We start from the raw sequence: 20942 nt of genomic DNA, 5'->3' as shown, positions 1-20942 counted from the left end.
GGGCCTCGGTCGTGTGCCATCTTCCCTCCCGTTGAGCGAGGGGAGAGAGGCACGTGGAGGAACTCCAGGCCTATCCGGACATTCCGCTGTTCCGGTATGAATACACGGATTTATCGCTGGAAGAGGTCACGCGCCGCCTGAATGCGCCGGCCCTGTCGGGACCGCAATCGCTGGAGGCTTCGCAAGACCTTGCGAACCAGGTGCTGCACTTCCGCAGCGAGGACGGGCCGGACCTGGATTTCCACTTCAGCCCCGAACAGCGGGTGGAAGTTGGCGGTGCCGAAACCGCCTATCACGCGCTCGCCTTGGGCGATGTGACGCTCGTCTCGCTGCTGATCCCGCGCGCGGCCAGCGGCTATGCCCTCGCCTGGGACCGTCACACGAACCAGGCGACCCTGTTCGAGTTCTGGTTCGGCAATGGCCCGGCCCCCCGCGCCCGCGAGATCAACCGCGCCGTTTGGCACGGCCATATCGAGGGCGACGAGCCTCCCACTGGCGAACCGCACCACCCAACCCTGCGCTGCGAAGGCCGCGCACTGGCCTGGACCGAAGACACCGGCAACCGCACGCTCGAATACTATTGCTCAGTCACCTACACACACTGGGTCGAGCTTGACCGCCTCAGCGACAGTCGCGGCTATTCTGCCCCCGCAGACTACGTCTTCCTGACCGAGGACCTCTACCTCTTCTCCCGCGTCGAGGCCGAGTTCTCCGGCATGCTCCACCTTTACGTGATGGATGCCAACCGGTTGGAATCGGTCGGTCTGCGACTGGGTTTCAACGGCGCGGACGAGCTGGAATACTACATGTTCCATGGCAGCGCAGAATGGCTCGGCCAGAACGCCCGGTTCGAAGCGCTCGGCGATTTCAGCGCCACCCCGCTCGCCATGCCTGACGGCGCCAAGGGCGAACGCCGCATCTACCGTCCGCTCGAGACCATGGACAAGATGACGCCCGAAGAGGTCGCCGAGGTAATCGCCGCAGGCAATATCCACGTGTTCGACCGGGACAGCCCCATGGCCGGGAACGGCACCGAAAAGAGCGGAGCAATGGCGGGCAAGACCTTCGCCGTGCACTACGACAACGGCTCGCGCATGGAATACCGTGTGACCGGCCCCGAAACGCTCGAATGGCGGATGGACGGGCGCGGCGGCTTCACTGAAGCGCGCTACAACGCCTGGGAAGTCATGCCCGGCGCCTTCATCTTCGGGCACCTGCTGGAAGGCTTGCCCGACCATGACTGCCACATTGTCGTCGCCGATTTCGATGCTGGCCTTGCGACCAACTTCCACGGCTTCCTCAACACCCCCTACTTCGCCAACGAAGCGGGCGCGGAGACGCTGTTCGGCAAGCTGGTGGGCGACGGAATTCCCGATCCGGGCACCCGGCGGCACGAACGCACGCGCGACTTGCTGGGCCGCGCCTTCACCTGGGAATATTCGCCCGGGCTGAACTCGATGCACCTCTATTCGACGCCCAACACCACCAGCTGGATCATCCCCACGCCGAGCGGCCATTTCGCCACCCAGTGGAGCGGCAGCGGCGACTTCGTGAAGATCCGCGACCAGCTCTACTTCGCGCGCTGGCAGGAAGAGGCCTGCAACGGCACGCTGGGCACGATCCTCATCAACATGCGCACCATGCACGATGCCGGGATCGGCTATCACATGGGGGCGGAACGGGGCCTCAGCCTCAGCAACGTGGGCGCACCTGCGCGCCACGCGGGCAAGATCGACGTCGACCGCTTCTTCGGTCCCGATGCATGGGAGAGAGACGCATGAGCGAGTTCAGCAAGACCGATCGTCGCAACTTCGTGAAGCTTGGTGCGCTGGCGGCAACGCCGATGGTAGCCCTCGCCCCGGCTGCCGCCATGGCATCCGATGACAGCGCTGCAAGACTCGCGCGGCTCGAAGACGAACGCGCCATTGCAGGACTGGTGACCGGCTTCGTCCGCCGCTTTAACGGCGACGGTGATTGCAGCGAATTCGTCGCCAGCTCCGGCGCGATCCTGATCGATCCGCAGGTTTGCTCGATCGCCGAGGATCGCAGCCGCGACCCGCAGCTGGTCTTTGCCGATGATGGCCGCACAGCCGCATGGCAGTCGCGCGCAGAAGTCGAACTGCTGACCCATTTCGAAGGCGATTCCACGCTGGAGAAGATGACCCGGTTCCAGGGCCAGGGCAGCGCCTCCTCGCGCGCCAGCCGCAAGATCGAAGCCGAATTCGCTCGTACCGGTGATGGCTGGACCATCACCCGCCTCGCCCTCGCCTGATACCGGAGAAACCTATGCGCCTGCTTGCCACCGCCAGCCTCGCTGCCCTTGCCCTGAGTGCATGTACCACCGATTCGACCACCCCCGGCGGCCACTCCGAAGGAGCCATGATGTCGGCCGGTCCCGACGCCTGTCTGGGTGTTGTGCAGAGCGACTTTGGCGGAAGCGATGTCGATGGCCAATGGATTCCCGCAGCAGACGGCTTGCCTGCCTATTGCGAGATTACCGCAACCATGCACCCGGTCGATGGCTCCAACATTGGCGTGGTCTATCGTTTGCCCGAGAACTGGAACGGCGACGTGCTCGGCATCGGTGGCGGTGCATGGCTGGGCAACACCAGCCTGCAAGCGGCCAGCGACGGCCTGCGCAAGGGCTATGCCGCCATGCAGACCAACGGCGGGCACCTGAGCACCGAGGCCTGGGGCAACGAGTGGACGATCAACCCGGTGCAGGCGGCCGACTTTAGCCACCGCGCGATCCACACGATGACGGACACCGGCAAGGTCGTGGCCGAAATCTTCTACGGCCAGCAACACGATACGGCGGTCTATTCGGGCTGCTCCACCGGAGGCCGTATGGGCCTGATGGAAGCACAGCGGTATCCGACCGACTACGACGCCATCATCGTCGGTGCGCCGGTCTATACCTTGCAGGTGCAGACCAGCTCGGTATTCCGCAACCAGACTTTCGCGCAGCCCGGCGGCGGCTTCACTCCTGCCGAACTGCAGATGGTGCAGGACGCCTCGCTGGCTGCCTGCGACGGCAACGACGGCCTCGTCGACGGCATCATCAATGCGCCGGACCAGTGCACCTGGCAGCCGCGCACCCTGCAATGTTCGCCCGGCGAGAGCGAGGGCTGCCTCAGCCCGCAGCAGGTCGATACCCTCAACACCATCTACAACGGCATCCGCGCTTCGGACGGCTCTTGGGCCATGCATCCGATGCGCCGGGGCGGTGAAGCATCCTGGGCTTTCTTCGTCGTGGCCAATGGCGGCGGTCAGAATGCCGACCCGACGCGCGGCGGCGGCCTGATGGGCCTGCAGCCGGTGATCTTCGGCGCGCGTCCGGTCGACTGGACCAATTTCACCGACGCCAACTACCTCACGGTGCGCAATTCGGACTTTGCCGATATGTACGAGGCAGACAGCCCCGACCTCTCCGCTTTCTTCGGGCACGGCGGCCGGCTGATGCTGTGGCATGGTGAAAGCGATGCCGGCCCCAGCCCCGTCCTGTCGGAAGACTATGCCCGCGCGGTGATGGCGCAGAACCCCGAGGCGTCCGCCCAGTTCAGCTACTACACTGTTCCCGGCATGGGGCACTGCGCCGGTGGCCCTGGCGCGGACCAGATCGACTATATCGGCGCAATGGAAGGCTGGATGGACAGCGGTTCGGCACCCGACCGCCTGATCGGCGGAAAGGCCGACGGATCGCTCACCCGTCCCCACTGTGCATGGCCTTCGGTGGCGCGCTTTGACGGTGAAGGCGACGCCAACGATCCCGACAACTGGACCTGCGTGCCGCGCACCTGATCGCGCAAGCAAAAGGGGCGGCGTCCGCAGACACCGCCCCTTCGCGGGAGAAGCCCGGCTTTCCTAGGCGACGACCGAGTCCGTGCGACGCGCCAGGTGCGGCCAGTTGGCCGGATACTGGCTGAGGTCGATCCGCGAGCCGTTCCGGAATTCACGATCCAGCGACTGGACGATCAGGCGAGCCCGGCGACGACGCGCCTTGGGCGACGTGAACGGGTTGGCACGGTCAGGCTTGGCAGCAGCAAGGCGGTCAATCAGCGCCGAGCGTTCCTCGACCGTCTTCGGCTTGCTGCGCGGGAGGGCGACCGAAGCGCCAGCCGCGGCGAGACCTTCAGGACGCGCGTGGGCGTGGGCCTGGGCCGGCACCGGCTTGTGGCCGATGGGTGTAACCTGTGCGGGCTCTTCGCCACGAATGCGCGTCGTGACGAAACCGTCGTCTGCAGCGGTGGTCTTCGGTGCCAGCGGAGCCTTCTGCTCGGTCGGCGACGGCTTGTAGGGCTTGATCCGTGCAGGCGGCGGAGGACTGCGACGAATGCGGAAGAACATCAGGGCCAGCAGCGCAAGGCCAGCTACGGCCAGGGCGCTGAAGAGCCATGCAAGTTCGTAGGAAGTCTCGCTTTGCGGGTCGACCGGTGCGATAGCCGGTTCACCGCTGGCAGACGATTCTTCATAGCCTGCGGCAGGGGCGACAGTCTCGTCAACAGATGCAGTTGCAGGTGCGCCAGGCGCGGCATCAGCGTCGGCATCGGTGGTGTCAGCGGTAGCCGCAGGCGCAGCGCGCGGTGCAGGGGCAGCTTCAGGCGGTGCGGTCACCTGTTCAGCAGGAGCCAGGTCAGCCGTCTCTTCAACCGGAGCAGGTTCAGGCACAGTCTGGACCACCGGGTTGCTGCGCATTTGCGGCACCGGTGCAGTTTCGATCACCGGCTCGACAACCGGTGGCGCGGTGGTCGTCGTTGGCGGAGCTGGCGGCAGGACCGGATTGATCAGCACCGGGTCCGGCTGCACCGTGGGTGCAGGCTGCGCGTTGACCTGCGGCGCAGGTTCAGGGGCAGGTGGAGCCTCCTGCGCCAACACCGGGGTGGAAGCCAATGCCAGGGCCACGGCAATCGCGGAACCGGCGGAGCGAAGTCTGGGGAGCGTATTTGTCATAGCGAGCAATACAACCCGCCACATTCCTGCCTTGTTTCCTGAACGGATATTCAGGCAGTATGCTATCTCTTTGTATTAACGTGTTTTTCAGTCTGGCAAAGCGAGGCGGCCCGAATGCAAAACGCGATGAAATGATCCGTCGTCAGCCCGGAAACCGCCCCTTGAGAGTCAGCCGCCGAGGCCGTTCGTATCGACCAGGATGCGGGTGATTTGCCCGTCCTCGACGTAGATCGCGGTAACCGTGCAGCACACTTCGGTGCCATCTTCGTAGACGTAGCTCTCGCGCTGCACGACGCCGCCACCCGAAGCGCGGCCCAGACGTTCGACGCTGGCGCGCGGGGCGCCGGGGCCGAAATTGGGGGCATAGCTTTGCGCGATCTGCTCGCGCCCGCGATATTCGTAGCCTTCGACAACCACCACCGCGTCTTCCGCGAAGGTATTGATAAAGGTTTCGAAATCGCCTGCACTATAGGCGGCATTGTGCTCGTTTATGACATCGCGTGCGTCCTGCGCACCAACCGGAACGGCAGCGGTGGCAGCGAGTGCGACGCAAGTGGCGGATGTGAAAGCCCAGCGGTTCATGGTCAATCTCCCCAATCGTCTCGAGTCCATAAGACTACCGCTCAGGCTTATCGTGGAGGAGTTAACGCTGCCCCACGCGCTATCGTTTACATTTCGTTCTCATCAGGGTTACTGCCGCGGTAATGTCTGCCCCGGATACCCCAAGACCTGCCCTGGCCCTGCCCGCACTTCACGCCAGCCACGCGGGCAGCTGGATTGGCAGCGCGGAAGGAGTCACGCGCGGGGTTTCCAAGGGCGAGGCCGTCATGGCAGCGGCAGACACGCCGCACCTGATCCTCAACGCCCCACTGGTGGCGACGCGGCTCGGTTATCCGGACCTGTCGGGCCTCGACCTGCTCGAGCTGTTCGCTTTCATCCACCCGGCCCGTTTCTGCGTCCCCACGCCCAAGGGCCTCGCCCACGCGCTCGGCCTGCCCGAGCCCGAAGACGGCGCGCAGGTGCCGCGGCTGTTGCAGCGGGCCGCCGCCGTGCTGCTGGCACATTGCGAGAGCGATGACTGGGCCGAGCGCGAAGGCGCATGGAGCGTGCTGCATGCGCTCGGCCGACTGCGCTGGCCGTGGGCGCCGGTGCTCGAGCCGCATGTCCGCCAGCCGCAGAAGGCGGAGAAGTGGCTGTTCTCGCGCCTGCCCGAGTGGGAGGAGAACCCCGAACGCCCCCAGCCCGCGCAAGTGACGCTGGGAGATGCGGCGATCCTGAACCAGCTGGAAAACCTAACCGGTGCGGATGCCGAGCGACGCGAGGGCCAACGCGCCTATTCGCGGGAAGTGGGCAGCATCTTCGCCCCGCGCGAGCGGCGCGAGAAACCGCATGTCCTGCTGGCGCAGGCTGGCACCGGGATCGGCAAGACATTGGGCTACCTCGCCCCGGCATCGCTGTGGTCGGAGCAATCGGGCGGCACAGTCTGGGTCTCCACCTATACCAAGAACCTGCAACGCCAGTTACGCGGCGAGGCGACGCGTGCATGGCCCGAGCGGCGCGCCGATGGCTCGCGACCCGTGGTCGTGCGCAAGGGGCGGGAAAACTACCTCTGCCTGCTCAACCTCGAGGACGCGCTGCAAGGCGGTTTCGGTGGGCGCGCAGCGGTGCTGGCGCAATTGGTCGCGCGTTGGGCCGCCTATTCGCAAGACGGCGACATGATCGGCGGCGACTTGCCCGGCTGGCTGGGCACGCTGTTCCGCAGCCGCGCGATCCGCTCGCTGACCGACCAGCGCGGCGAATGCGTCTATGCCGGCTGCCCGCATTACCGGAAGTGCTTCATCGAACGCTCGGCGCGCGAGTCGGCACAGGCAGATCTCGTGATCGCCAACCACGCACTGGTGATGGTCAATGCCGCGCGCGGACGCGACCATGCCCAGCGCCCCACCCGCGTTATCTTCGACGAGGGCCACCACGTCTTCGATGCCGCCGACAGCACCTTTTCTGCGGCGCTGACAGGTCAGGAGGTGATCGAACTCAAGCGCTGGATCCTCGGGCCGGAGCGCGGGTCCAAGGGACGCCGCCGCGGATTGGCGGCACGACTGGCAGACGTCGCCAGCTATGACGAGGCCGGTGGCGAAGCCATCGAAGCCGCTTGCGAGGCCGCGCAGGCCCTGCCTGGCGAAGGCTGGTTGCAACGGCTGGCAGACGGCGAACCTTCAGGCGAAATAGAAGCCGTGCTCGCGGCAGTCCGCGCCGCCACCTATGCCCGCGACGAGAGCGGTGCGGTGGACGCCGGCTACGGGATCGAAACCGAGGCTGCCGGTCTCGAGGGCGACTTCGTCGAACGCGCACAAGCCGCTGCTGCCGCTCTTGAGGCAATCCGCAAGCCGCTGATAAAGCTTGGTTTACGGCTAGAAGCCATGTTGGAGGAAGCCCCCGACTGGCTTGACGCCCAAGGCCGTGCACGGATCGAAGGTGCTCGCTTCTCGCTGACATGGCGGATCGACACGCTGGCGGCTTGGGAAGCCCTGCTGCTGCGTCTCGGCGGTCCGGGAGATCCCGAGTTCGTCGATTGGCTGGCGGTCGACCGCAATGACACCCGCGAATTCGATATCGGCCTGCACCGGCACTTCCTCGATCCCATGAAGCCATTCGCCCGCGTCGTCCTCGCGCCCTCGCACGGCGTCATGCTGACCAGCGCCACACTGACCGGCCGCAACGCGGACGGGCCCGACTGGCCCAACGCCATTGCCCGTTCCGGTGCCGAACACATCGAGGTCCAGCCAAGACTGGCCGACGCTGCCAGCCCCTTCGACTATGCCGCGCGTGCCGAAGTGCTGATCGTCACCGACGTGAAGAAGGGCGATCTGGCCGGCCTCGCCGGAGCTTATGCCCGCATTATCGAGGCCAGCGGCGGCGGCGTGCTCGGGCTGTTCACTGCCATTCGCCGCCTGCGCGCCGTGCACGGTCGCATTGCCGACCGTCTCGCCCGCGAAGGGTTGCCACTCTACGCGCAACACGTGGACCCGATCGACACCGGCACGCTGGTGGATATCTTTCGCGATGATCCGCGCGCCAGTCTGCTGGGCACCGACGCCTTGCGCGACGGTGTCGACGTTCCGGGTGACTCGCTGCGCTGCGTTGTGCTGGAACAGGTGCCTTGGCCCAAGCCCTCTATCCTCCACCGCGCCCGCCGTGCGGCGAACGGCGGCAGCGCCTATGATGACCAGATCATTCGCGGCAGATTGGCACAGGCCTTCGGTCGGCTGATCCGCTCCGGCACGGACTCCGGCCACTTCATTGTCCTGTCCTCCGCCTTCCCCTCGCGATTGCTCAGCGCCTTTCCTCAAGGCGTGAACGTCACCCGGCTGACACTGGACGAAGCTTTACAACGTGTGGCTGCCGGTGTTTCCTGCGAATCCTCCACCAGCAATGAGGACGTCATCGATTGAAGCGCCTTGGCCTCCTGCGTCATGCCAAGTCCGACTGGGACGACATGAGCCTGCGCGATTTCGATCGCGGGCTGAATGCGCGCGGACGCAGGGGCGCGGCGCTGATGGGGGAGCACATCCTGCAACAGGGCGGCAAGTGGGACATGGTGCTCGCCAGCCCCGCCGAGCGGGTGAAGCGCACGCTGGAAGCCAGCGGCCTCGACCTTCCCGCGCGGTTCGAGGAGACGGCATACCTCGCGGATGCAACCACGCTTATCCGCCTGCTGAACTCGTGCGATGACGAGGCCGACGCGGTCCTGCTGATGGGCCACAATCCCGGATTGCAGGAACTCGCGCTGGACCTGGTCGCGCCCCCGAACGAGAACGACCTGTTCAACGCCGTGATGCAGAAATTCCCGACTGCGGCTTTCGCCGTGCTGGAATTGGACATCGCCCACTGGGCGGACCTTGCCGAAGGCTGCGGCAAGCTGGTGCATTTCGCCCGCCCGCGCGATCTCGACCCCGAGCTTGGACCGGTCCGGGTCGGCTAACTGCCTGTTACAGCCAGGAAATCAGCTGTCGAGCGCAGCTGCCAGCCGATCACGGATCCCGCGCAGCTGCTGCAAGGCCTCTGCCGACACGGCATCACCTGACTGCCCGGGGGCGGCGACTGGTGCCGACGCGGCCGAAGTGGCAGCGACCGATTGCCCCACCCCTTCCTTGATCGCCTTGCACGCTCCCTTGAGCGTATAGCCTTCGCGGTTCACCAGCCGGTCGATCTGCTCGACCAGCGCAATGTCCGCCGCGCGATAAAGCCGCCGTCCACCACTGCGCTTGAGTGGCTGCAACATCGGGAACTGCTGTTCCCAATATCGCAGGACGTGCGGCTTGATATCGAACGCAGCTGAAACCTCGCCAATGGTGCGCATGGCATCGGGTGCCTTGCCGTCGTTGAAACGCGCACCGCCAGGCGAGGTCTCGCTCATCAGCTATCGGCGATCCGGTCTTTCAGCTTTTGGCTGGCCCGGAAGGTCATCACCCTGCGTGGGGTAATCGGCACTTCGACACCGGTTTTGGGATTGCGGCCAATGCGCTCGTTCTTGTCGCGCAGGACGAAACTTCCGAAACCGGAAATCTTGACGTTTTCGCCATTCTCTAGGGCATTGCCCATCTTGCCCAGAATAGCTTCCACCAGCTCAAGGCTCTCGGCGCGGGAAAATCCCATTTTATGATTTATTGTTTCCGCCAGATCGGCCCGCGTTAGCGTGCCAACGGATCGCATTACACTCATGCGCTCCATCTCCTATTCACTCAGCGACCCTGAGGCATTCATGTAGGAAATAGCGCTGGATAGCAAGGCATCGGACAAATTACGGGGGAAAAATCCTATACCCGAAGCAGGCTGGCGCCCCAGGTGAAGCCGCCGCCCATGGCTTCAAGCATCACCAGGTCACCCGGCTGAATGCGTCCGTCCTTTTTCGCCACGTCGAAGGCAAGCGGAACCGAGGCCGCCGACGTGTTGGCATGCTGGTCCACCGTCACCACAACCCGCTCCATCGGCAGGCCCAGTTTGCGCGCAGTGGCATCGAGGATCCGCAGGTTGGCCTGGTGCGGCACGACCCAGTCGATATCGCTGGCCTCGCAGCCGGCCTCGGCCAGGACTTCACCCAGTACGCCGGCCAGGTTGACCACGGCATGGCGGAAAACTTCACGGCCCTTCATGCGCACATGGCCCACGGTACCCGTGGTCGAGGGACCGCCGTCGACATAGAGCATTTCGCAATGCTCGCCTTCGGCATGCAGGCGGCTGGCGATGATACCGGGGCCGTCTTCGGTCACGTCCTGCGCTTCGATCACCATGGCACCCGCACCGTCACCGAACAGTACGCAGGTGGTGCGATCTTCCCAGTCGAGGATGCGGCTGAAGGTTTCTGCGCCAATCACGATCGCCCGCTTGGCCATGCCGGTCCGCAGCATCGCGTCGGCGGTGGTGAGGGCGTAGAGGAAGCCGGAGCATACTGCCGCCACGTCAAAGGCGGGGAACCCTGCGCCGCCAAGGCGGCTCTGCACCTGTGTGGCCGTAGCGGGAAAGGTATTGTCGGGCGTGGCAGTTGCCAGCACAATCAGGTCGATATCGGCGATCGTCAGCCCGGCATCGTCCAGCGCGGCCCGGGCGGCTGCAGTGGCCAGTGTACCGGTCGTCTCGCCCTCGCCCGCGATATAGCGCTGGGTAATGCCCGTACGCTCGCGGATCCATTCGTCACTGGTATCGACTCGAGCGGCCAGTTCGTCGTTGCTGACGCAGTCCTTCGGCAGGGCAGAACCCGTTCCTCTAATAACTGAACGGATCACTTTGCAGCCGCCGTCCCGTCAGTCGAATTGCCATTGCCGTTTGCACGGTCACGCAGGGCATCTTCGCCCAGTTCGGCAAGGTCCGCAGTGATACGACGGGTAATGTCTGCCTCCAGCAGTCGGGCGGTAACGGCAACAGCGTTGGCGACACCCTGGGCATTGGCGCTGCCATGCGACTTCACGAGCACGCCGTTGAGGCCAAGGAAGACGCCGCCATTGTGGTTGTTGGGGTCGAGGTGGTGCTTGAGCAGTTCGGTCGCCGGGCGCGAGACAAGGAAACCGAACTTGGAGCGCAGCGAGGAGGTGAAGGCCGTTTTCAGCAGGTCGGTCACGAACCGCGCGGTGCCTTCGATCGCTTTCAGAGCGATATTTCCGGAGAAACCGTCAGTCACCACGACGTGCGTTTGACCGCGGTTGATCTTGTCGCTTTCGATGAAGCCGTCGAATCTCATGTCGAGGCTGCTGGCGGCCTGCAAGGCAGCGGCAGCATCGCGCAGGGCATCGGTGCCCTTGATGTCTTCGGTGCCGATGTTGAGCAGCCGCACACGCGGTTGCTCTACACCCAGCGCAATACGCGCATAGGCCGCGCCCATGATGGCATATTGCACAAGGTTGCGGGCATCTGCCTCGGTATTGGCGCCAAGGTCGAGCATGATGACGTCGTGCTCTTCCAGCGTGGGCATCAGCCCGGCGAGAGCGGGACGGTCGATGCCGGGCATGGTGCGCAGGGCGATCTTGCCCATGGCCATCAGCGCGCCGGTATTGCCCGCGCTTACCGCGGCGCCGGCGTTGCCGTCCTTCACCGCCTGGATGGCGAGGCCCATGCTCGTGGTCTTGGCACGGCGAATGGCGCGGCTGGGCTTCTCATCGCCCGCCACGACATCGTCACAATGCAGGATTTCGCTCGCTTCCCGCATGCCCGGGTGATCGTCGAGAGCGGCCTTGATTGCCGTCTCGTCACCCACCAGCAGGAACTTGAACTTGTCATGGCGGCGGCGCGCCAAAGCGGCGCCTTCGACCATAACGCGCGCGCCATGATCTCCGCCCATCGCATCAACCGCGATACGGGGCAGACTCATGGGCGTACGCTCCTGGTTCCGTTAAGGGTCTTAGAGGCCCTTGGGCTCAACGACCTGGCGGCCATTGTAATGGCCGCAAGCAGTGCAGAGGTTGTGCGGACGCTTCAGTTCGCCGCAGTTCGAGCATTCGTGGAATGCTTCGACCTTCAGCGAATCATGCGACCGGCGATTGCCCCGGCGATGCGGCGAAACTTTTCTTTTAGGGACAGCCATCTCGGCACCTGTTCCTTGAAATCATCAATATGTCTTGTTCGGGTGCCGCCCTAGGGCAAGCCCATCCGCTGCGCAAGCGCGCCGGAAAGGCCATCCAAGGATGCGGCGAAGGCGCGCGCTATACCTACTTTTCCCGCAGTTGCAAGCATGCGTGGTCCGCTATAGCTCAATGACGGGACACGGGAGGAACCATTCGATGATCGACCACCATATCGGCATGCTGAGCATAGCCATTGCCGCACTCATCAACATCTGGCTGTCGTGGCGCTGCGGAACCGCGCGCGGCAAGGCCAAGGTAATGCACGGTGACGGCGGCGACACCGCCCTGCATCGCCATATGCGGGCCCATGCCAACTTCGTCGAATATACGCCGATCGCCCTGCTGCTGATCCTGGTGCTCGACATGAACGATCAGGTCGGCTGGCTGCTGGCCCTGACAGCTACGGTTTTCCTCGTCGGGCGCGTGCTGCACGCCATCGGGATGCAGGCTGACAAGCCGAGCATGCCGCGCATGGTCGGCATGCTGACGACGCTGGTGCCCTATGCGATCTGGATCGTCTGGGTCGTGCTGGTGGTGTTCCAGGTCGTCTAACGACCGCGCGCGATCGCGGCGTCACTGACGTAAGGGTTGGTCTGCCGTTCCTGGCCAAAGGTGCTGGTGGCGCCGTGGCCGGGCACGAATGTCACCCCGTCGCCCAGTGGCCAGAGCTTCTGGGTGATCGCATCGAGCAGGTCCTGGTGGTTGCCCATGGGGAAATCGGTGCGCCCGATGGAGCCCTGGAACAGCACGTCCCCGACGAAGGCGAAATTGGTCGGGCGGTGGAAGAACACCACGTGGCCGGGCGTATGGCCCGGACAATGGATCACTTCCATCTCGACCTCGCCGAAGGTGACGGTGTCGCCGTCCTTCAGCCAACGGTCGGGCGTGAAAACTTCGCACTGCATCTGGAAGCGCGGACCATCGTCTTCGAGGCGGCTGATCCAGAAGATGTCGTCCTCATGCGGACCTTCGATCGGCAGGCCCAGTTCCTTGGCCAGCATACCCGCCTGCCCGCAATGATCGGCATGGCCGTGGGTCAGCAGGATCTTCTCCAGCGTCACTCCCGCCTGCGCCACCGCCGCCTTGAGTTTGTCGAGGTCTCCTCCCGGATCGACCAGCACGCCGCGCATGGTCTTGCTGCACCAGACCAGCGAACAGTTCTGCTGGAAAGCGGTGACGGGGATGATGGCAGCGCGGATCGGGGCTTCTTGCATGATGTTTGCCATCTGGCGGTGACGGGCGCGCGTTGCAAGCGTAGAGCGGCCTCATGCACGCCCTGACCTACCGCGAGGCCGTGGAGGCCGACTTGCCCTTCCTCGACGCGCTGATCGCCTCTGACGAGGTGGCGGCGGCGCGCGATCCGGTGCAGCCTGACAATGCCGCGCAGCAGCTAGAGGCCATGCGCGCCATCGCCGCCGACCCGAACCACGAGCTGTGGATCGTCGACCTGGACGGCGCCCTCGTGGCGAGTTTCCAGCTCAGCTACCTGCCTGGCGTCTCGCGCAAGGGCGCCTGGCGCGGTCAGATCGAGAGCGTACGGGTGATGCCCGAGCTACGCGGCAAGGGGGTGGGCGAAGCGATGATGCGCTGGGCGATCGCGCGGTGCGAGGCGAAGGGCTGCGGCGTCGTCCAGCTAACCAGCGATACGCGGCGCGAGGCGGCGCACCGGTTCTACGAACGGCTCGGATTCGTGGCGAGCCACGCTGGGTTCAAGCTGCGGCTCTAGACCCGCCCACTCTTCCAAACCACGCGGCCTATCACCGCGAAGTCGTCCGCCTGGACATCGATAGGCGGGTAGGCGAGGTTCTGGCTGAGCAGCGAAAAGCGTCCGCCGCCCTTGCTCGCCACGCGCTTCACCAGCAGCATCTCGTCCAGCCGCACCACGTGAACGCCGTCACGGAAAGGCGCGTCGCGGCGGTCGACAAGGACTTCGTCGCCTTCGCGCAGCAGCGGCTCCATCGAGTCGCCGACCACGCGGATGGCGGACAATTGCGCGCCATCGAGTCCCTGTTCGGCCAGCCAGCGGCGCGAAAAGCGGAAGGCGTCGAACACCTCTTCGCCTGCGCCAGCCGCACCTGGACCTGCCGCCGCATCAACGTCGAGACGTGGCACTTCGACCCAGTCACGATCCGCTCTTGACGCATAGGATTTTTCCTTGGGGCCACCCAGCTCGTGCTCATCCACACCGAGGAACTGCGCCAGCACGCGGCGGTCCCCCTCCTCCAGCTTCTTCGGGCTGCCCTTGGTAATATACTGTTGAAGATATGTAGGATTACGATTCAGCATGCGCGACAACGCAGCTAGGCTGACGCCCTTCCCCTTGGCCAGTTCGCCCAGTCTTTCTCGCGGGTCCATCACGCCCTTCCTACTGCGATTGCGAAATGCTTCCTACACAAGGTATTTTTCCTAGACAAGTAGGATTTGGGCGGCAACATCTGGGCCATCGAGTCGCCCAAGTGCCTCGGAAGGAACGGAAACAGGATAGAGGTTCGCACCATGCTCATCCGCAAGATCGAAGTATTCCTGCGCCACACGCGCATGCCGCCCACAAAGTTCGGCCGCCTCGCCGCCAGCGATCCGCGATTCGTGCTCGACCTGCGCAACGGCCGCATGCCGCGCCCCGCAACGGAAAGACGTGTGGAACATTTCATGAACGAATACCGGGAGACGACCGGTGCATACTGATCCGGTCGTCTCCCCTCCCGCAAAAAGGCGCACCATGCGCGGCCCGCGCGAACTGCTGGCAGATGCCCAGCTTGCCCTTGCCGATGGCCCGGCGCGTATCGTGCGCCACGAGGAGAAGAGCTGGGCCAGCATCACCTTCGCCGGATCGCGTCATCGGGTGGAACTGGCGTTCGAAGGCGCCGAAGCAGTCGAGGCGGGCGAGTGCTTCATCGTCTTCCTGCCCGAGCACGAATTCACCATCCGCGGCCAGTTGGTGGCCGACGCGGCGGTGGTCGAGGTTGAAAGCGTGGCAGCCCCGCCGAAACTGACGGTGACCTGCGAAATCCTGCTGCTGGAGGAGAGCTAGGCTCCTCCAGCCAGCAAACTAGGCCTTGATGACGATCATCTTCTCGATGGTCATCTCGTGCATGGTGTAGGGAATGCCGCCCACGCCGTGACCCGAGGTCTTGAGGCCCGCGAAGGGCATCCAGTCGGTGCGGAAGGCGGTGTGGTCGTTCACCATCACCGCCGAAGCATCGAGATTGCGATAGGCGTGCATCGCCCCGCCCAGGTCGTTGGTGAAGACCGCCGCCTGGAAGGCGACGTCCAGCGAATTGGCCTGCGCGATGGCCGCGTCGACATCGTCGTATGAATAGATGCACACTGCCGGACCGAACACCTCGTTGCGCGAGATCGTCGCATCGGGTGCCGGGTTGAGCAGCACGGTGGGGGCATAGGTCGTGTCGGAGAGCTTTTCGCCGCCGCACAGGATCTGCGCCCCGCCGCTGCGGGCCTCCTCGATCCATTCGGCCACGCGGTCGACCTCCTTGGGGCGGATCAGGGGGCCGCATTCGGTATCTTCGTGGATCGCATTGCCCACCTTGAGCGCCTTGGCAGCCTCGGTCATTCCGGCGGCGAGGTCATCGACGATGGAGCTGTGCGCAAACACCCGCTGCACCGAAACGCAAACCTGCCCCGAATGGTAGAAGCCGCCCTTGGTCAGGCTCGGCACCGCCTTGTCGAGATCGGCGGTGGCATCGACGATTACCGGAGCGACCCCGCCGTGCTCCAGCGCACAGCGCGCGCCCGGTGCCAGCTTGGATCGCAGGCCCCAGCCCACGCCCGCCGAACCGATGAAGCTGAAGAAGGCGACGCGCGGATCGGTCACCATCTTCTCCGAAGCGTCGCGCGGCGGCGCGACAGCCCTCGCCCAATCCTCTTCGAGGCCAGCCTCGTGCAGGATCGAGATGAATTCGAAGCACGACAACGGCGTATCGCTGGCAGGTTTCACCAGCACCGGACAGCCGGTTGCCACGGCGGGTGCCACCTGGTGGACGATGAGATTGAGCGGGTGGTTGAAGGCGGACACCGCCACCACCACGCCAATCGGCTCGCGCGTGGTCCACGCCGTGCGGCCATCACCCGCGGCGGTCAGCCCCATGGGGATTTCCGTCCCCTTGAGCGCACCGATTTCGTGGATGCACAGTTCCATGCCATTGATCGCCCGGTCGACTTCGACCCGCGCGTCGACCAGCGGCTTGCCGCCTTCGTTGGCGACCTGGAAGGCGAGATGGTCACGCCGTTCCTTCATGATCTCCATCGCGCGGTGGAGGATAGCGGCGCGTTCGTGCGGCTTCTTCCACTGCGAACGATCCCGGTACAGCGCGTAGGCCTTGGCGAGATAGCCGTCGACGGTCTCCCAATCGGCGGTTGGTACGCTGCCGATCGGCTGCAGATCGAACGGATTGACGACTTCGTGCATGGTTCTTCCTCACTCCCCTCTCGCATGCGGGAGGGGTCGGGGGTTGGCCTTGTGCGGTGGGCACATCACGCTGACGCGCCCACCCTGGCCCCTCCCGCCTGCGGGAGGGGGACGAGCAGATCACAACTTCTTCGACAGTTCCTTGATGTCGTGGTTCAGGATCTGGTCGTTCTCGGAGTAGTCGACAGGACAATCGATCAGGTGGACACCATCGGTCGACAGGCAGTGGTCGAGCACTTCCTTGAGGTGATCGGCGCTCTCGACGCGGTGACCATTGGCCCCGTAGCTTTCGGCGTACTTGACGAAGTCCGGGTTGCCGTAGGTCAGGCCCCAGTCCTTGAAGCCCATGTTCGCCTGCTTCCAGCGGATCATGCCATAGGCATCGTCGCGCAGGATCAGGACGGTCATGTTGAGGCCCAGGCGGACGGCGGTTTCCATCTCCTGGCTGTTCATCATGAACCCGCCGTCACCGCAGATCGCCATCACCTTGCGCCCGGGATAGAGCATGGCGCTCATCATGGCGCTGGGCAGACCTGCACCCATGGTGGCGAGTGCGTTGTCGAGCAGCACGGTGTTGGGCAGGTAAGCGGTATAGTTGCGCGCAAACCAGATCTTGTAGACGCCGTTGTCGAGGCAGATGATGCCGTCCTCCGGCATCGCGTCGCGGGTTGCCTGCACCAGGTGCGGCGGGAAGATCGGGAAGCGGTTGTCCTGCGACAGCGGGGTGGTGTGCTCCACCTCGGCAGTGCGGTAGGCCAGCATGTGGTCGAAGTTCCACTTGCCTTGCGGCACCACGTCTTCCTTGATCTGCCAGATGGCATTGGCGATGTCGCCGATCACCTCGATCTGCGGGAAGTAGACCGGGTCAACCTCTGCCGTCTTGGTGGATACGTGGATCACCGTCGGGCCGTTCGGCTTCATGAAGAACGGCGGCTTTTCAATCACGTCGTGACCGATGTTCACGATGCAATCCGAATCCTCGATCGCGCGGTGGACGAAGTCGCCTGCCGACAGTGCAGCGCAGCCGAGGAACAGCGGATGCCGCTCGTCAATCACGCCCTTGCCCATCTGGGTGGTGACGAAGGGGATGCCGGTCTTCTCGATGAACTGGTGCAGCATGCGACCGGTCATCTTGCGATTGGCACCGGCACCGATCACCAGCACCGGACACTTGGCGGATTCGAGCGCGTTGACCGCCATGCGCACGGCCTTGGGCTCGGCCGAGGGACGGCGGGCAATAGACCGCGGAATCGGACGGCTGTCGGTCTGCTCTTCGGCAATGTCTTCGGGGAATTCAAGGTGCACCGCACCCGGCTTTTCCTCCTCGGCAAGGCGGAAGGCCTCGCGAATCCGGCTGGGAATGTTGTCCCCCGCGGCAAGCTGGTGGGCGAACTTGGTGATCGGGCCCATCATGTCGACGACGTCGAGAATCTGGAAACGGCCCTGCTTGGACTTCTTGATCGGCTTCTGGCCGGTGATCATCATCATCGGCATGCCGCCCAGCTGGGCATAGGCGCCGGCGGTCACGAAGTTGGTTGCCCCCGGTCCAAGCGTGGCAACGCAGACGCCGGTCTTGCCGGTGTGGCGGCCATAGGTCGCCGCCATGAAGCCCGCGCCCTGTTCGTGGCGGGTGAGGATCAGCTTGATCTTCTTTGAACTGGACAGGCTTTCGAGGAAATCGAGGTTTTCCTCGCCCGGCACGCCGAAGATGTACTCGACGCCTTCTTCTTCCAGGCACTCGATGAAAAGATCGGACGCTTTCTTGGTATCGGACACGGTAGCAAATCCCCCCTGCTGCGGCGGGCCATGCGCCCGCCTCTCGTGCGACAGCCGACCCCCCGGTAGACCGTCAGAACGGCACAGGCGTAACAGACCTTTCTGGGCCTGTCAGTGGCTAATATTGCGACTTAATAGCCGCGCGCGAGATCGACCTGCGCTTCCAGCGCCTGGCCGGCGCGGAAGCGTTCGCAGTTGGCGAGGAAGCGGTCGATTGCGCGCTGGCGGCTGGCGTCGTTAGGAATGCCGCACAAGTGCATGGTGATGTGCGCGTTTTCCAAGGTCCACAGCTTGTGCTCCGGCGGCAGCGGTTCGGGAAGCGTCACGTCGAGGATCGCACCGCCGATGGCCTTGCCCTCCAGCGCGGTCACCAGCGCGTCCTGGTCGACCACTTCGGCGCGGCCATAGTTTACCAGCACGGCATCGGTCTTCATCGCGGCCAGTTCGTCCGCGCCGAACATGTCGTTGGTCTCCGGCGTGGAAGGCAGCGTCAGAACCACCCAGTCGAAGTCACCTAGCTGTGCGCGCCATTCATCAGGGCCGAGCACGCCCTCCCCCGCACGGCTGCGCACGGGCACACACTCTACGCCAAAGCCTGCAAGCATGCGCGCCATGGTCTGCCCGATAGCGCCGAAACCGAGGACCAAGGCGCGGGTGCCGGTCATCTCAACCGTGGTCGGCGGGACCTGCAGCCACTCGTGCCGGTCCTGCGCACGGACGATCTCGCGGTAGCCGCGCCGCTGCGCCAGCATGGCCATGACCGCGAATTCCGCGACCTGGTTGGCCGCGAGACCCGCGCCGCAGGTCAGAGAGACTCCGCGCGCGGCAAGGTCGTCCAGCGGCATCCAGTCGACCCCGGCATAGCCGCTGCACAGCCATTCGAGCTTCTGCGCTTTGGCGATGGCCTCCAGCGCGGGCGGCTTGGCATGCATGTCGAACCAGCCGATCTGCGCGGTGGGAGCAAGCTCGAGCAACTGCTCGACGCTTTCCCACCAGTCGACATCGAGCCATTCGGGCAGGCGGCCTTCGAGGCCGGGCTTCGCCCAGATCGGAAGAAGCGCGCGAACTATAGCTTCCACTCCCAGCCGAGCGGATCGCCGTCCATCACCTCGACGCCTGCCGCGGCGAGTTCGTCGCGCAGGGCATCGCTGGTGGCGAAGTCTTTGGCAGCACGGGCATCCTTGCGGCGGGCGAGCGCTTCTTCGATCTCCGCCTCGGTGGTGGCGGCTTCCTTGGGACGAATGCGCAGGTCCTCGCGCGACAGGTCCATCAGGCCAAGGCCCAGCACCGAATCCATCGCCGCGACGACCACCGCCTTGTGTGCCGGATCGACCTTCTTCAGCGCCAACACCTCTTCCAGCACGGTCAGCGCCTGCGGGGTATTGAGGTCATCGGACACGGCCTCGTCAAACCGCTGCACAAACTGCATCAGCGTGCCGCCCGCATCGACGCGTGCCTCGTCCAGCGTCCAACCGCCTTGCGGTGTCTCCGGCAGCGCGTCGAGCCGCGCGCGCAGGGTCTCGACCGCCAGCACCATGCGCTTGAGCCGCGTCAACGCCGCGCCGAGACCTTCCCAGCTGAACTCCAGCTCGCTGCGATAGTGCGCCTGCAGGCACATCAGGCGATAGGCGAGCGGCGCATAACCCTTGTCGATCAGCAGTTGCAGGCGGAGGAACTCGCCCGACGATTTGCTCATCTTGCCAGAGCGTTCGACGAGGAAGTTGTTGTGCATCCACATGCGCGCGCCGCTGTTCGCAGCATCGCTCAAACCGCCGCAGCCGCAGAAGGCCTGGTTCTGCGCGATCTCGTTGGGGTGGTGGATCTCGCGGTGGTCGATCCCGCCGGTGTGGATGTCGAAGGGGAAGCCCAGCAGCTTGCCGCCCATGACCGAGCATTCGAGGTGCCAGCCGGGCGCGCCGCGGCCCCAGGGCGAATCCCATTCCATCTGCCGCTTCTCGCCGGGGGGCGTCTTGCGCCAGATGGCGAAGTCGGCGGCATTGCGCTTGCCCTCGACGGCATCGATCCGGCCCTCGCCTTCCTCGGTGACGGCACGGGCCAGCCGCCCGTAGTCCTCCACCGTCGAGACGTCGAAGTAGAGGCCCGATTCCAGCTCGTAGCAGTGCTTGTCCGCGATGCTCTTCGCGAACTCCAGCATGTCTTCGATGTAGTCGGTGGCGACCGACCAGTGCGCCGGCTGGCGGATGTTGAGCGCCTTCACGTCGGCCCAGTAGGCCTCGGTATAGTGCCTGGCGATGTCCCAGATCGACTGCGCGCGTTCGGCAGCCATCTTCTCCATCTTGTCCTCGCCCGCGTCGGCATCGTCGGTCAGGTGCCCCACGTCGGTGATGTTGATGACATGGGTGAGCTTGTAGCCCTTCCAGCTCAGCACGCGGCCCAGCACGTCGGCGAAGACGTAGGCGCGCATGTTGCCCACGTGCGGGTAGTTGTAGACCGTCGGCCCGCAGGTATAGACGCGCGCCTCGCCCGGATGGACGGGTTCGAAGGGTTCGAGCTTGCGCGTGAGCGAGTTGAAGAGCTTCAGGCTGGTCATATGCCGCGCGGCTTAGTGCGGCACGGCGCGGCGGGCAACACCCCACCGGCAAGGGGCAAGGTGTTACTGGTGTGACAGTGTCCTGGAACAAAAAAACCGGGGGCGTGAAATGGGGCGCAAAGGC

Annotated in this window: 22 protein-coding genes; 9 read left to right on the top strand and 13 right to left on the bottom strand. The window is 64.7% G+C overall.

Annotation, left to right across the window (positions count from 1 at the left end; all coding sequences use genetic code 11):
* Nucleotides 1–53: 53 nt before the first annotated feature.
* From AAEO60_RS04335 to AAEO60_RS04325, 3 genes are read left to right on the top strand one after another with little or no spacing between them, the layout of a single operon-like run.
* Complete coding sequence (locus AAEO60_RS04335; protein ID WP_341672416.1) at nt 54–1781, top strand: MoaF N-terminal domain-containing protein; 1728 nt, start codon at nt 54–56, stop codon at nt 1779–1781.
* The gene (locus AAEO60_RS04330; RefSeq protein WP_341672415.1) at nt 1778–2272 is read left to right on the top strand and encodes a hypothetical protein; all 495 of its coding nucleotides are present in this window, start codon (nt 1778–1780) and stop codon (nt 2270–2272) included. The genes AAEO60_RS04335 and AAEO60_RS04330 overlap by 4 nt, the downstream gene beginning before the upstream one ends.
* A gap of 14 nt (nt 2273–2286) precedes the next feature.
* On the top strand, nt 2287–3801 hold the full coding sequence (locus AAEO60_RS04325) for a tannase/feruloyl esterase family alpha/beta hydrolase (RefSeq protein WP_341672414.1): 1515 nt from the start codon (nt 2287–2289) through the stop codon (nt 3799–3801).
* Between the two features lie 63 nt (nt 3802–3864).
* Here the strand turns inward: AAEO60_RS04325 and AAEO60_RS04320 are convergent, their stop codons facing one another.
* Nucleotides 3865–4950, bottom strand: coding sequence for a hypothetical protein (locus AAEO60_RS04320; RefSeq protein WP_341672413.1), 1086 nt, complete (start codon nt 4948–4950; stop codon nt 3865–3867).
* 168 nt (nt 4951–5118) lie between these two features.
* Nucleotides 5119–5532, bottom strand: a complete 414-nt coding sequence (locus tag AAEO60_RS04315; protein WP_341672412.1) for a nuclear transport factor 2 family protein — start codon at nt 5530–5532, stop codon at nt 5119–5121.
* Between the two features lie 122 nt (nt 5533–5654).
* On the opposite strand from AAEO60_RS04315, the gene AAEO60_RS04310 reads away from it, so the two are divergent.
* Both AAEO60_RS04310 and AAEO60_RS04305 read left to right on the top strand, forming a co-directional pair.
* Complete coding sequence (locus tag AAEO60_RS04310; RefSeq protein ID WP_341672411.1) at nt 5655–8402, top strand: ATP-dependent DNA helicase; 2748 nt, start codon at nt 5655–5657, stop codon at nt 8400–8402.
* Nucleotides 8399–8932 (top strand): SixA phosphatase family protein, encoded by a 534-nt coding sequence (locus AAEO60_RS04305; protein ID WP_341672410.1) that lies wholly within the window; start codon nt 8399–8401, stop codon nt 8930–8932. The genes AAEO60_RS04310 and AAEO60_RS04305 overlap by 4 nt, the downstream gene beginning before the upstream one ends.
* Nucleotides 8933–8953: 21 nt before the next feature.
* On the opposite strand, the gene AAEO60_RS04300 is transcribed toward AAEO60_RS04305, so the two are convergent.
* The 5 genes from AAEO60_RS04300 to rpmF all read right to left on the bottom strand — a co-directional run bounded on the left by AAEO60_RS04300 (nt 8954) and on the right by rpmF (nt 12025).
* Nucleotides 8954–9367: a MerR family transcriptional regulator gene (locus AAEO60_RS04300; RefSeq protein ID WP_341672409.1), complete on the bottom strand. Its 414-nt coding sequence runs from the start codon at nt 9365–9367 to the stop codon at nt 8954–8956.
* Nucleotides 9367–9663, bottom strand: coding sequence for an integration host factor subunit alpha (locus tag AAEO60_RS04295; protein ID WP_341673542.1), 297 nt, complete (start codon nt 9661–9663; stop codon nt 9367–9369). The genes AAEO60_RS04300 and AAEO60_RS04295 overlap by 1 nt, the downstream gene beginning before the upstream one ends.
* A 104-nt stretch (nt 9664–9767) precedes the next feature.
* Nucleotides 9768–10733, bottom strand: coding sequence for a beta-ketoacyl-ACP synthase III (locus tag AAEO60_RS04290; RefSeq protein ID WP_341672408.1), 966 nt, complete (start codon nt 10731–10733; stop codon nt 9768–9770).
* The gene (plsX, locus tag AAEO60_RS04285; RefSeq protein ID WP_341672407.1) at nt 10730–11812 is read right to left on the bottom strand and encodes a phosphate acyltransferase PlsX; all 1083 of its coding nucleotides are present in this window, start codon (nt 11810–11812) and stop codon (nt 10730–10732) included. Before plsX ends, AAEO60_RS04290 begins: the two co-directional genes overlap by 4 nt.
* Before the next feature lie 30 nt (nt 11813–11842).
* Entirely contained in the window at nt 11843–12025 is a 183-nt protein-coding gene (gene rpmF, locus AAEO60_RS04280) for a 50S ribosomal protein L32 (protein ID WP_341672406.1), read from the bottom strand.
* A gap of 196 nt (nt 12026–12221) precedes the next feature.
* On the opposite strand from rpmF, the gene AAEO60_RS04275 reads away from it, so the two are divergent.
* Nucleotides 12222–12617, top strand: a complete 396-nt coding sequence (locus tag AAEO60_RS04275) for an MAPEG family protein (protein ID WP_341672405.1) — start codon at nt 12222–12224, stop codon at nt 12615–12617.
* Here AAEO60_RS04275 and AAEO60_RS04270 read toward each other — a convergent pair.
* Complete coding sequence (locus tag AAEO60_RS04270) at nt 12614–13291, bottom strand: MBL fold metallo-hydrolase (RefSeq protein ID WP_341672404.1); 678 nt, start codon at nt 13289–13291, stop codon at nt 12614–12616. The genes AAEO60_RS04275 and AAEO60_RS04270 overlap by 4 nt on opposite strands.
* Nucleotides 13292–13332: 41 nt before the next feature.
* On the opposite strand from AAEO60_RS04270, the gene AAEO60_RS04265 reads away from it, so the two are divergent.
* On the top strand, nt 13333–13791 hold the full coding sequence (locus tag AAEO60_RS04265) for a GNAT family N-acetyltransferase (protein ID WP_341672403.1): 459 nt from the start codon (nt 13333–13335) through the stop codon (nt 13789–13791).
* Here the strand turns inward: AAEO60_RS04265 and AAEO60_RS04260 are convergent.
* The gene (locus AAEO60_RS04260) at nt 13788–14420 is read right to left on the bottom strand and encodes a LexA family transcriptional regulator (protein WP_341673541.1); all 633 of its coding nucleotides are present in this window, start codon (nt 14418–14420) and stop codon (nt 13788–13790) included. The two genes, AAEO60_RS04265 and AAEO60_RS04260, sit on opposite strands and share 4 nt — an antisense overlap.
* Before the next feature lie 141 nt (nt 14421–14561).
* On the opposite strand from AAEO60_RS04260, the gene AAEO60_RS04255 reads away from it, so the two are divergent.
* Both AAEO60_RS04255 and AAEO60_RS04250 read left to right on the top strand, forming a co-directional pair.
* Complete coding sequence (locus AAEO60_RS04255) at nt 14562–14750, top strand: hypothetical protein (protein WP_341672402.1); 189 nt, start codon at nt 14562–14564, stop codon at nt 14748–14750.
* A 34-nt stretch (nt 14751–14784) separates the two neighbouring features.
* Nucleotides 14785–15096, top strand: coding sequence for a hypothetical protein (locus AAEO60_RS04250; protein ID WP_341672401.1), 312 nt, complete (start codon nt 14785–14787; stop codon nt 15094–15096).
* Between the two features lie 18 nt (nt 15097–15114).
* Here AAEO60_RS04250 and AAEO60_RS04245 read toward each other — a convergent pair whose 3' ends face one another.
* The 4 genes from AAEO60_RS04245 to cysS all read right to left on the bottom strand — a co-directional run bounded on the left by AAEO60_RS04245 (nt 15115) and on the right by cysS (nt 20818).
* Complete coding sequence (locus AAEO60_RS04245) at nt 15115–16491, bottom strand: aldehyde dehydrogenase family protein (RefSeq protein ID WP_341672400.1); 1377 nt, start codon at nt 16489–16491, stop codon at nt 15115–15117.
* Nucleotides 16492–16611: 120 nt separating this feature from the next.
* On the bottom strand, nt 16612–18267 hold the full coding sequence (locus AAEO60_RS04240) for an acetolactate synthase large subunit (RefSeq protein ID WP_341672399.1): 1656 nt from the start codon (nt 18265–18267) through the stop codon (nt 16612–16614).
* 131 nt (nt 18268–18398) lie between these two features.
* Complete coding sequence (locus AAEO60_RS04235) at nt 18399–19346, bottom strand: D-2-hydroxyacid dehydrogenase (protein ID WP_341672398.1); 948 nt, start codon at nt 19344–19346, stop codon at nt 18399–18401.
* The gene (cysS, locus tag AAEO60_RS04230) at nt 19334–20818 is read right to left on the bottom strand and encodes a cysteine--tRNA ligase (RefSeq protein WP_341672397.1); all 1485 of its coding nucleotides are present in this window, start codon (nt 20816–20818) and stop codon (nt 19334–19336) included. Before cysS ends, AAEO60_RS04235 begins: the two co-directional genes overlap by 13 nt.
* Between the last annotated feature and the right edge of the window lie 124 nt (nt 20819–20942).

This window comes from Aurantiacibacter gilvus (assembly GCF_038289935.1).
GTDB classification, from domain to species: Bacteria; Pseudomonadota; Alphaproteobacteria; order Sphingomonadales; family Sphingomonadaceae; genus Alteraurantiacibacter; species Alteraurantiacibacter gilvus.
This window is presented reverse-complemented; position numbering and strand designations above follow the sequence as displayed.